Here is a 9,942-nt window from a genome sequence, read left to right on the forward strand (position 1 = left end):
GTGAGGGATATGTTAGTATCCTGCGAAAGGGGAATGCGCTGCATTCAAACAAGGTGGTACCGCGATTTATAGCACATACAATCATATTGTAATAATAGAACTATAGACTCGTCCTTGACGTTATATTGTCATGGGCGAGTTTTTTTATTGGAAAATGCCAGATGGAGGTTCTCATGATTTTCCCTAGTCTTGACCGTGTGAAAGCTATCGCACCGGGCTACGATATCGTGCCTGTATATATGGAAATTTTATCCGACGTACGCACACCGATTAGTGTGTTGAAAGCATTAAAACAAGTGAGCAGTCATACGTACTTGCTTGAAAGTGCGGATAATAGTAATCATTGGGGCCGTTACTCCTTCTTAGGCTACGATCCTAAGATTGAGCTCTTCTGCAAAAACCATAAAATGACTATCAAAGATGGTACAACGCGTACCTTTGAATGCTCTGACCCAGCTGCAGAAATTCGTAATATTTTGAGCCAATATAAAAGCCCTCGCTTAGAAGAGCTACCAACCTTTACAGGTGGCTTTGTAGGGTACTTCGCTTGCGAATACATTCGCTACATCGAGCCAACATTGGATTTCTCAACACCAGACGATGACTCTGCTATGGTCAACGACGTAGACCTTATGCTCTTCGACAAAGTCATCGCATTCGACCATTATAAAAATAAAATTTACTTAATCGCTAATATCAGCACAAACGATTTAGAACGTAACTACAACAAGGCTGAGCTTGAATTGAAAGCATTAGCTGATCTCGTAGTAAACGGTAAAGAGGTGGACATTCCAAAAGGCATTCTTAAAACAGAGTTTACCTCTGAGTTTACAAAGGATGAGTTTGAAGCAGTTGTTAAAAAGACACAGCATTACATCAAGGAAGGGGATATCTTCCAATGTGTTGTATCTAATCGCCGTGAAGCTGAGTTCGATGGCAGCTTGTTAAATGCGTACCGCGTATTGCGTACATTGAACCCATCTCCATACATGTTCTACCTATCTGGTGGCGATGTAGAGCTTACAGGTGCTTCTCCAGAAACATTGGTAAAATTGACGGATGGTAAAATGTACACCTTCCCAATTGCAGGTACTATGCGCCGCGGTAAAACCGAAGCAGAGGACCTCGCTATTGAGGAAAAACTCATTAATGACGAAAAAGAGTTGGCTGAACATAACATGCTCGTTGACCTTGGCCGTAACGACTTAGGTAAAATTGCTAAATTCGGTTCAGTACAAGTAGAGGCGTTACACATGTTGCAACGTTTCTCCCACGTAATTCACATTACATCTACTGTAAGCGGTGACATTCAAGACGGTAAAGATGCCCTCGATGCCATCGGTGCTACATTGCCAGCTGGTACATTGTCCGGGGCTCCTAAGATTCGTGCTATCGAAATCTTACACGAACTAGAAAAAAGCCCGCGCGGTGTATACGGCGGTGCTGTAGGTTATATCGATTTCTCCGGTAACATGGACGTATGTATCGGCATCCGCATGGCTATGAATAAAGGCGGTAAGGTTTATGTTCGAGCTGGTGCAGGTATCGTTCGCGATAGTGTTCCTGCTAGTGAATATAACGAAACCTTGATCAAAGGCCAATCCATGATTTCCGCAATTACAGATGCACAGGAGGTAGAATAATGGTACTCCTTATAGATAATTACGATAGTTTTTCCTTTAATTTATACCAATTAGTAGGCTCTATCGATCCAGACATTAAAGTCATCCGCAGCGATGAATTAACAGTTGAAGAAATTCGTGCGTTGAAACCAGATTACGTGATACTTTCACCAGGACCTGGCAGACCAGCTGATGCGGGCGTATACGAAGACCTATTACGCGAATGCAAAGGCGAATTCCCAATCCTTGGTGTATGCCTTGGTCACCAAGCCATCGGCGAAGTATTCGGCGGCACCGTTTCCTATGCAAAACAAGTTATGCACGGCAAACAAAGCGTAGCCAAACAAGTACACCCATCCAAAATCCTTAAAGGCGTACCTGAACAATTCGAGGTGGCTCGCTACCACTCCTTGGCGATTATTGACGAAACCATGCCAAGCGAACTCATCGTTACATCCATTACGGACGACGGTGAAGTAATGAGCGTAGAACACAAAGACTACCCAATCTACGGCGTGCAATTCCATCCGGAATCCATCATGACACCAAATGGGGAACAAATGATTCGCAATTTCTTATCTAAGTAGTACCAGGACCGGTATTGTCTTATATACATTTGTAGTCGAGATGGAGGCCCTAAAGCCTCCACCGGCCAGATCTGTCCCTGCGGGACAGGGCCAAAGTCGTTTTAGGACCACCATCTCGACTACCATCTTTATTTAAATTTAAATCCGGTCCCATGACCACTTTTTATAAAAATTGCAAATCATTTGTTTCCTTAAACACAAAAGGAAAAGAACGGCACCGCCGTTCTTCTTCCGAGCGCCGCAGAAACATTTTTAAATATTTAATTGTTGTTCATTTTGATGGCAGTCTAAGCAGGTAGTAGGGCATATAGATGAATAAATGTCGTAGTGTTATTGTGGATTCACAGGGGTCTAGTTCCGACTTTGGCCCTGCGAAGGCCGCAGGCCGAAGTCAGACCCGGCCGGTGGAGGGAATAGGTCCCTGTGAATCCACAAGCGATATGAATGAGAGTCTATGCCCTATTACCGTTGAACAGAAGCAAAATGAACAACAAGTAAGGAGTTATAAATGATCCAAGAAGCATTATATAAAGTAACCCATGGTCAAGATTTATCCTACGACCTTGCAAAGGATACAATGAACAAGATTATGAGCGGAGATGTAGCCGAGGTTCCTATGGCTGGTTTCTTATGTGCTCTAGCAGCGAAAGGCCCTACTGTAGATGAGGTTACAGCTTTTGCTGAGGTTATGCGTGAAAAGGCTGGTTCTGTTCCGCACGAGCAAACAGTAGTTGAAATTGTTGGTACTGGTGGCGATGAAGCGAATACATTCAACATTTCTACTACATCTGGCTTTATCATTTCTGCAGCAGGTATTCCTGTAGCGAAACATGGTAACCGCAGTGTATCTAGTAAATGTGGTGCTGCTGATTTAATCGAAGCATTAGGCGCTAAATTAGAGCTTAATGGTGAACAAAATGAGGCAGTTCTCAATAAAGCCAATATGTGCTTCATGTTTGCTCCTGTGTATCATCAAGCTATGAAATATGCAGGCCCTGTACGTAAAGCGTTAGGCGTTCGTACTGTGTTCAACATCCTTGGACCATTGGCGAACCCAGCAGGTGCTACTGTGGAGTTGATGGGCGTTTACGATAAATCCTTGGTAGAGCCATTGGCTCATGTATTGGCTAACCTTGGTGTGAAACGCGGTGCTGTGGTACACGGCTTCGATGGCCTTGATGAAATTACGGCTACCAACAAAACGTACGTATGCGAAATTAATAATGGTACTTTCACAAGCTACGAATTCGATCCTAAAGAATATGGTTTCGAATACGCTGATAAAATTGAGCTTGAAGGTGGCGATGCAACAGTAAATGCTGAGATTACTCGCCGTGTTCTCGGTGGTGAGCAAGGCGGCAAACGCACGGCGGTTCTTCTTAACGCAGGCATGGCCATTTACCTTGCAAAAGAGGGCCTTACATTGGCAGAGGGCATTGAAGAGGCGAAAGATATGATCGATTCTGGTAAGGCTCTTGACACAATGGAACAGTTTGTGAAAGCAACCCAAGAGGTATAATCATTGATTTTAGATAAGATTGTAGAGGCTACCAAAATTCGAGTAGCCCAAGAAAAAAAGGTGGAATCACCTGAGGCTGTAAAAGCAGCGGCGTTGGCGTTACCATCTGATACAGGATTTCCTTTTGAAGCAGCCCTTCGTCAACAAGACTTTAACTTCATTTGCGAAGTAAAGAAGGCATCTCCGTCTAAGGGAATTATTGCTGAGCACTTTCCCTATTTAGACATCGCCAAAGAATATGAAGTGGCTGGTGCTGCGGCAATCTCTGTTTTGACGGAGCCAGACTTCTTTAAAGGTGATAAAAAATATTTGCAAGAAATTGCAAGCACTGTCAAAATCCCTGTACTTCGTAAGGACTTCATCATCGATGAGTACCAAATCTACCAAGCAAAGGTATGGGGTGCTAGTGCAATCCTATTAATCTGTGCATGTTTAGATGTGCCAACATTGACCAAGTTCCGTGAGATAGCTGATTCTCTTGGCTTGTCTTCCTTGGTAGAGGCTCACGACGAAAACGAAGTACAAATGGCTATCGATTGTGGGGCACGCATTATTGGTGTTAATAACCGTAATTTGAAAGACTTTACGGTAGACGTACAAAATAGTGTGCGCTTGCGTAATCTCGTTCAAGATGATGTAATTTTCGTATCTGAAAGTGGTCTTGGAACGCCAGAGGATATCCAAGTGTTGCGGGATAACAATATCGGCGTCGCCTTGATGGGGGAAACCTTCATGCGTTCTCCTAACAAGGTTGAAAAGTTGGCATATCTCTATGGTCCGATCTATTACACACCAAAGGTTAAGATGTGTGGCATCTCCATGGTTGAAACAATTCCTGCTGTAGTAGAAGCAAGACCAGATTATATGGGATTGGTATTTGCACCGAGCAAACGACAAGTCACTATAGACAAAGCTAAAATATTGGTGGAAGAACTACACAGAGGATATGCCAAAAAATATGGCTCAGATACAGAACATGATAAGAATGATACAATAAAAACTGTCGGTGTTTTTGTAAATGAAACAGTAGACAACCTCGTTACCATTGCTAATGAAACCAATCTTGATGCTGTGCAATTGCATGGCGATGAAGATGAAGCTTTCATCCAATCCTTAAAAGAATGTACTAATGTAGAGGTTTGGAAGGCAGTTCAAATTCGCAGTACTGCTGATGCGGAAAAATGGATCGATAGTAGTGCAGATATGCTGTTGTTTGATGCATATCATAAGGCTGAACGTGGCGGTACAGGTGAAGTGTTTGATTGGTCTTGCTTAGATGAGTTTGAACGCCCATTTATGCTTGCAGGTGGTATCGATTCTACGAATGTGGCGCGTGCTATTCGCACCGTTCGCCCTTACGGCATCGATATTAGTAGCGGTATTGAAACAGATGGCGTGAAGGACGATGAAAAGATTAAAGCTTTCACTAATATCGTAAGAACAATAGCCCTGTCATAACATGATACATTAGCAGGAATGATATATAGAAAGGTAAGTTATATGAGTGAACAAAGACATGGCTATTTTGGCGCCTTCGGTGGTCAATTTATGCCAGAAACATTGATGAATGCAGTCATCGAATTGGAAGAAGCGTACAATAAGTACAAAGATGATCCAGAGTTCGTGCGCGAACTTGAGGATTTACATAAAAAATATACAGGTCGTCCATCCCTTTTGTATTATGCAGACCGCATGACAAAAGATCTTGGTGGTGCCAAAATTTATCTGAAACGGGAAGATTTAAACCATACTGGTTCTCACAAATTGAATAACGTAATTGGCCAAATGCTATTGGCAAAACGGATGGGTAAAACACGCGTAATCGCTGAAACTGGGGCTGGTCAACACGGTGTAGCAACAGCTACGGTAGCCGCATTGATGGGCATGGAATGTGAAGTATTCATGGGTGCTGAGGACTGTGAACGACAAGCGCTCAACGTATATCGCATGGAATTATTGGGCGCTAAGGTGCATCCTGTAACAACTGGTACAAGTACATTAAAAGATGCTGTATCTGAAGCGATGCGCGAATGGACAAACCGTATGTCTGATACACACTATGTATTGGGTTCTGTTATGGGGGCGCATCCATTCCCGATGATTGTTCGTGATTTCCAATCTATCATCAGTCGCGAAGCGCGTGAGCAAATCCTTGAAGCAGAAGGCAAATTGCCAACAGCTGTTATGGCTTGCGTAGGCGGTGGCTCCAATGCGATGGGCATGTTCTATCACTTCATTCCTGATGAAGGGGTTCGCCTCATCGGTTGTGAAGCAGCTGGTCGTGGTGTTGATACAGAGGAACATGCAGCAACAATCGCAAAAGGTTCTGTGGGTATCTTCCATGGCATGAAATCTTACTTCTGCCAAGACGAAGACGGCCAAATTGCTCCAGTATATTCTATCTCTGCAGGCCTTGATTACCCTGGCATCGGACCTGAACATGCGTACTTGCACGATAGCGGTCGTGCTGAATATGTGCCTGTAACGGATGATGAAGCAGTGGATGCATTCGAATACTTGTCTCGTTTAGAAGGCATTATTCCAGCTATTGAAAGTGCTCATGCAGTGGCACATGCACGTAAAATTGCTCCTACGATGAGCAAGGATGATATCATTATTATTTGTTTATCTGGTCGCGGTGACAAAGATGTAGCGGCTATGGCGAAATATAGAGGGGTGGATCTTCATGAGTAAAATTAAAGACGCTTTCACAAAGGGCAAGGCATTCATCCCATTCATCAGCGCTGGTGACCATGGTATTGAGAATACGGAACGGTATATTCGCATCATGGTGAAAGCTGGCGCCGACATGGTAGAAATCGGTATTCCGTTCTCGGACCCGACAGCGGAAGGCCCAGTTATCCAAGAGGCAAGCACGCGTGCATTGTCTACAGGTGTAAAAATTCACGATATCTTCGATATGGTACGCCGTTTGCGTACTGGTGATGATGCGGTGACAGTGCCACTCGTATTCATGACCTATTTGAATCCTATCTATGTATTCGGTCGTGAAAAATTCTTTACCCTCTGTGAAGAGGTTGGCATTTCTGGCGTTATTGTGCCGGATATGCCGTTTGAAGAAAAAGGTGAACTTGGAACAATTGCTCATAAGCATGGTGTTGAAGTAGTATCCTTGATTGCCCCAACATCTGAAAATCGCATCGAAATGATCGCAAAAGAAGCGGAAGGTTTCGTGTATTGTGTATCGTCCTTGGGCGTTACCGGTATGCGTAGCGAAATCAAGACGGATATTAAATCCATCGTTGAAACCATTCGCAAATACACGGATATTCCTGTGGCCGTTGGCTTCGGTATTTCCAAGCCTGAACAAGCGGAAGCTATGGCTCGCGTATCTGATGGTGCTATCGTAGGTTCCGCTATTGTTAAAATCATTGCTGAACATGGGGAAAATGCAGATCAAGCATTGTTTGATTACGTACAATCTATGAAACAAGCGGTGTTAAAGGCCGGCGCATAATAGTTGATTTATAGCATACGGATAATAAGGACCTATCGATGGATAGGTCCTATTTGTATATAGTGCTACAAGTATTTCAATACATATGGGGGGTGTGTAGTTTTTTACTCATTGAGAAATAATTAATATATTTGGTATGATTATTCTAGATATATTGTTTGAGAAAAGGAATTTTCATGATACGACAGTTAGTGATTGATACGATAAAAGAGAATATAATGGATCGCTATTGTGAGTTTTCTGGTACTATTTCTCGTAGTGCCTTTTGGAAATTCATGCTAGTAGAACATTTGCTGTTTGGTTTCATTATAGCTGTTTTAGGGCTATTATCAGAAAATAGTGCGCTTTATGTGTACATGGTTGCCATCGTATTTGCCGTATGGGTGGTGGCTTTTATGACGCTTACGCTGCCTAATTTAGGCGCTATGGTATGCCGACTTCGCGATACTAATACGAGCGAATGGCTGCTACTATTGGTATTTATTCCATATATAGGTATTCTGATTATCATTGTTTTGCTATTGCGTGATTCTAAGGTGTCTTCTGTTGCTAGTGAAAGTCCGAATCTACTAGAATCTGATCTTGAAATGGACCAATTTAGCAATACCTATGAGTCTGTGCTAAATGTTGATGCTGAAGAGGGGCAAGAAGCGCCTAAGTCCTATGGTAAACAGAGCGTTATTTTAGCGACTTTGATTACTATTTTGTTTTGGTCCATAGGATTATATAGTTTTCACTCTGCCACACACAAGGAAATCAAAGCGTATTTACGGATGGAACCGGGCGCTTTTATGACCTTAGCAGCAAAAACACTTGATAGTGATACAGCTGTCAGTTCTGCAAAACAGGTCATGACTGAGTATTATACAAATCTTAATAAGGAGCAATACCAAGCTGCGTATCGTTTGCTTGCTCATAGAGAGCGTGAAAGATATGGCACCTATGATCAATGGGTTAAGTCCGTGAAAGCAAATCATGGACGAGAAATCAGCATTTTCTTTCTTGATGGTGTATATGTAGATGACGATGATATTAAACATATTGATTTTGATATGACTTTCAAAGAAAAAGACTATCCAAACAATGTGGCTGTACATATGATATATGAGTATGAAACATGGCGTATTGAATCCATTACGCCATATGAGCGTAGATAGGGGGACCCATGGAACAAAATATGATATATGATGTTAGCTATATGGAAGCCCTTAAACGCGGATTTAAGCAATATGCTACTTTTTCAGGACGTGCTAGTCGGAGTGAATTTTGGCGATTCATGGTGAGTCGAGAGATTATCATAAATAGCTTAGGTGTTCTTAGTATTATAGTGGATATGATATTTGGAGAAAATTCTGATATAAGTGATTATACGATCTGGCTATTTATTATAATGCATTTGATCTATTTAATGCCTACCATCGCTTATTCCAGTCGGCGATTGCATGATATTGGGCGGAGTGGAATGACATTGTTTATGGTATTAATACCTATTGTTGGTTTTTTTGTACTGCTATCTGATTTTGTTAAACAAGGAGATGTTTCATCAAATGCGTATGGAGAAAGAACTTCATATGTTGTAGTTACTCCTACCGAAGAAGAGCAAATTGGAATAGAGCGTACTGCATCATTGCGTGAAGACGTAACGATGGGAGCTCTTGCAATCATTTTATACATTTGGGTATTTGTATATGATTTTATTCCAGCTGCGTGGATAGCTTATAACACAAGTGGTTTTATTACTATACCCTAGAAAGTTTATAAAAGTTTAACCTAAGTTTTATTGACTATATTGAAAAATCTTGTAAAATGAATAATAGATGAAAATAATTAGTTTGATTAGATAATAATTATTGATGTTAAGTTATATCGTTGAAAGAGGTTTTGTATGTTGGCTTGTTCTAAATGTGGACAGATGATACCGGATTCAGAGCGGTATTGTCCATATTGTAGACACATGAAAAATGTTCCTTTGCCTATCGACTCTTATGAACTAGGTTTTATAGAGAATTTTAAACATTGTGCAATTCGTAAATATGCAGATTTTGAAGGCCGAGCCAGTCGTGGTGAATACTGGCGATTTATCCTTATGTATCTGCTAATTGTATCTATTATATTGTTTATCTGTGCTTTTCTTAGTCGTTTTACAACCGTATCAGGAACTACAGGTGTTGGTCTAGGTTTAGTTGCACTTGTCGTATTATCTATTGGCTTTGTTATACCTGGTATTGCTGTTGCAGTACGTCGTTTACATGATATAGGTTGGGCTGGTTGGTTTGTTTTAGTAGGACTTATTCCTTTTGTAGGAGTGCCTATTATGCTTATTCTTATGGCTCTGCCAGGAAAGAGCGCTGCTAATCGATTTGGAGCGCCAACGGGAACCACAATTATTACGAAACAAATGGCACATAAATATGGTTTCTTTGATACGACGCCGTCTAATGTACTGACCATGAGTCTTATTATATCTCTCATTGTTTTATGGATATTAGTGGATCATATGTTAGTAACATAAATAAATTTATATAAACAATAAAAAAGGCTAGAGTATTGATATGGACCCCCTTTACTGGACAACCAGTAAAGGGGGTCCATATCATAGATGTAGTACATCTTTTTTTTGCTAAATCTTCTATTGACTTTCAAAAAAAAAAAACATAATAAAATATAAAATATGAGTTTATGTTTTGTTTAGAGAGGAAATATATGATTAAGCGAGCGGTACTTTTGTATCTAGGG

General features: G+C 41.4%; 9 protein-coding genes. All 9 read left to right on the forward strand.

All coding sequences use genetic code 11. The features are described 5' to 3' along the window. Positions 1-173 precede the first annotated feature (173 nt). The 9 genes from VEI_RS01115 (at position 174) to VEI_RS01160 (ending at position 9,718) form a co-directional block, all read left to right on the forward strand. On the forward strand, positions 174-1,643 hold the full coding sequence (locus VEI_RS01115) for an anthranilate synthase component I family protein (protein ID WP_059361409.1): 1,470 nt from the start codon (positions 174-176) through the stop codon (positions 1,641-1,643). After that, positions 1,643-2,209, forward strand: coding sequence for an anthranilate synthase component II (locus tag VEI_RS01120; RefSeq protein WP_059361411.1), 567 nt, complete (start codon positions 1,643-1,645; stop codon positions 2,207-2,209). Before VEI_RS01115 ends, VEI_RS01120 begins: the two co-directional genes overlap by 1 nt. Before the next feature lie 508 nt (positions 2,210-2,717). After that, positions 2,718-3,728: an anthranilate phosphoribosyltransferase gene (gene trpD, locus VEI_RS01130; protein WP_059361416.1), complete on the forward strand. Its 1,011-nt coding sequence runs from the start codon at positions 2,718-2,720 to the stop codon at positions 3,726-3,728. A gap of 3 nt (positions 3,729-3,731) precedes the next feature. Next, positions 3,732-5,186 (forward strand): bifunctional indole-3-glycerol-phosphate synthase TrpC/phosphoribosylanthranilate isomerase TrpF, encoded by a 1,455-nt coding sequence (gene trpCF, locus VEI_RS01135; protein WP_059361418.1) that lies wholly within the window; start codon positions 3,732-3,734, stop codon positions 5,184-5,186. Positions 5,187-5,228: 42 nt separating this feature from the next. Next, positions 5,229-6,422: a tryptophan synthase subunit beta gene (gene trpB / locus VEI_RS01140; RefSeq protein ID WP_059361420.1), complete on the forward strand. Its 1,194-nt coding sequence runs from the start codon at positions 5,229-5,231 to the stop codon at positions 6,420-6,422. Next, positions 6,415-7,206, forward strand: coding sequence for a tryptophan synthase subunit alpha (trpA, locus tag VEI_RS01145; RefSeq protein WP_005382019.1), 792 nt, complete (start codon positions 6,415-6,417; stop codon positions 7,204-7,206). Before trpB ends, trpA begins: the two co-directional genes overlap by 8 nt. Positions 7,207-7,382: 176 nt before the next feature. Continuing rightward, a complete protein-coding gene (locus VEI_RS01150; protein WP_059361422.1) occupies positions 7,383-8,363 on the forward strand; it encodes a DUF805 domain-containing protein in 981 nt (326 codons plus the stop codon). 8 nt (positions 8,364-8,371) lie between these two features. Further along, a complete protein-coding gene (locus tag VEI_RS01155; protein ID WP_059361425.1) occupies positions 8,372-8,956 on the forward strand; it encodes a DUF805 domain-containing protein in 585 nt (194 codons plus the stop codon). A gap of 135 nt (positions 8,957-9,091) precedes the next feature. Further along, positions 9,092-9,718: a zinc-ribbon domain-containing protein gene (locus VEI_RS01160; RefSeq protein ID WP_059361427.1), complete on the forward strand. Its 627-nt coding sequence runs from the start codon at positions 9,092-9,094 to the stop codon at positions 9,716-9,718. Positions 9,719-9,942: the final 224 nt, after the last annotated feature.

Source organism: Veillonella tobetsuensis (assembly GCF_001078375.1).
GTDB classification, from domain to species: Bacteria; Bacillota; Negativicutes; order Veillonellales; family Veillonellaceae; genus Veillonella; species Veillonella tobetsuensis.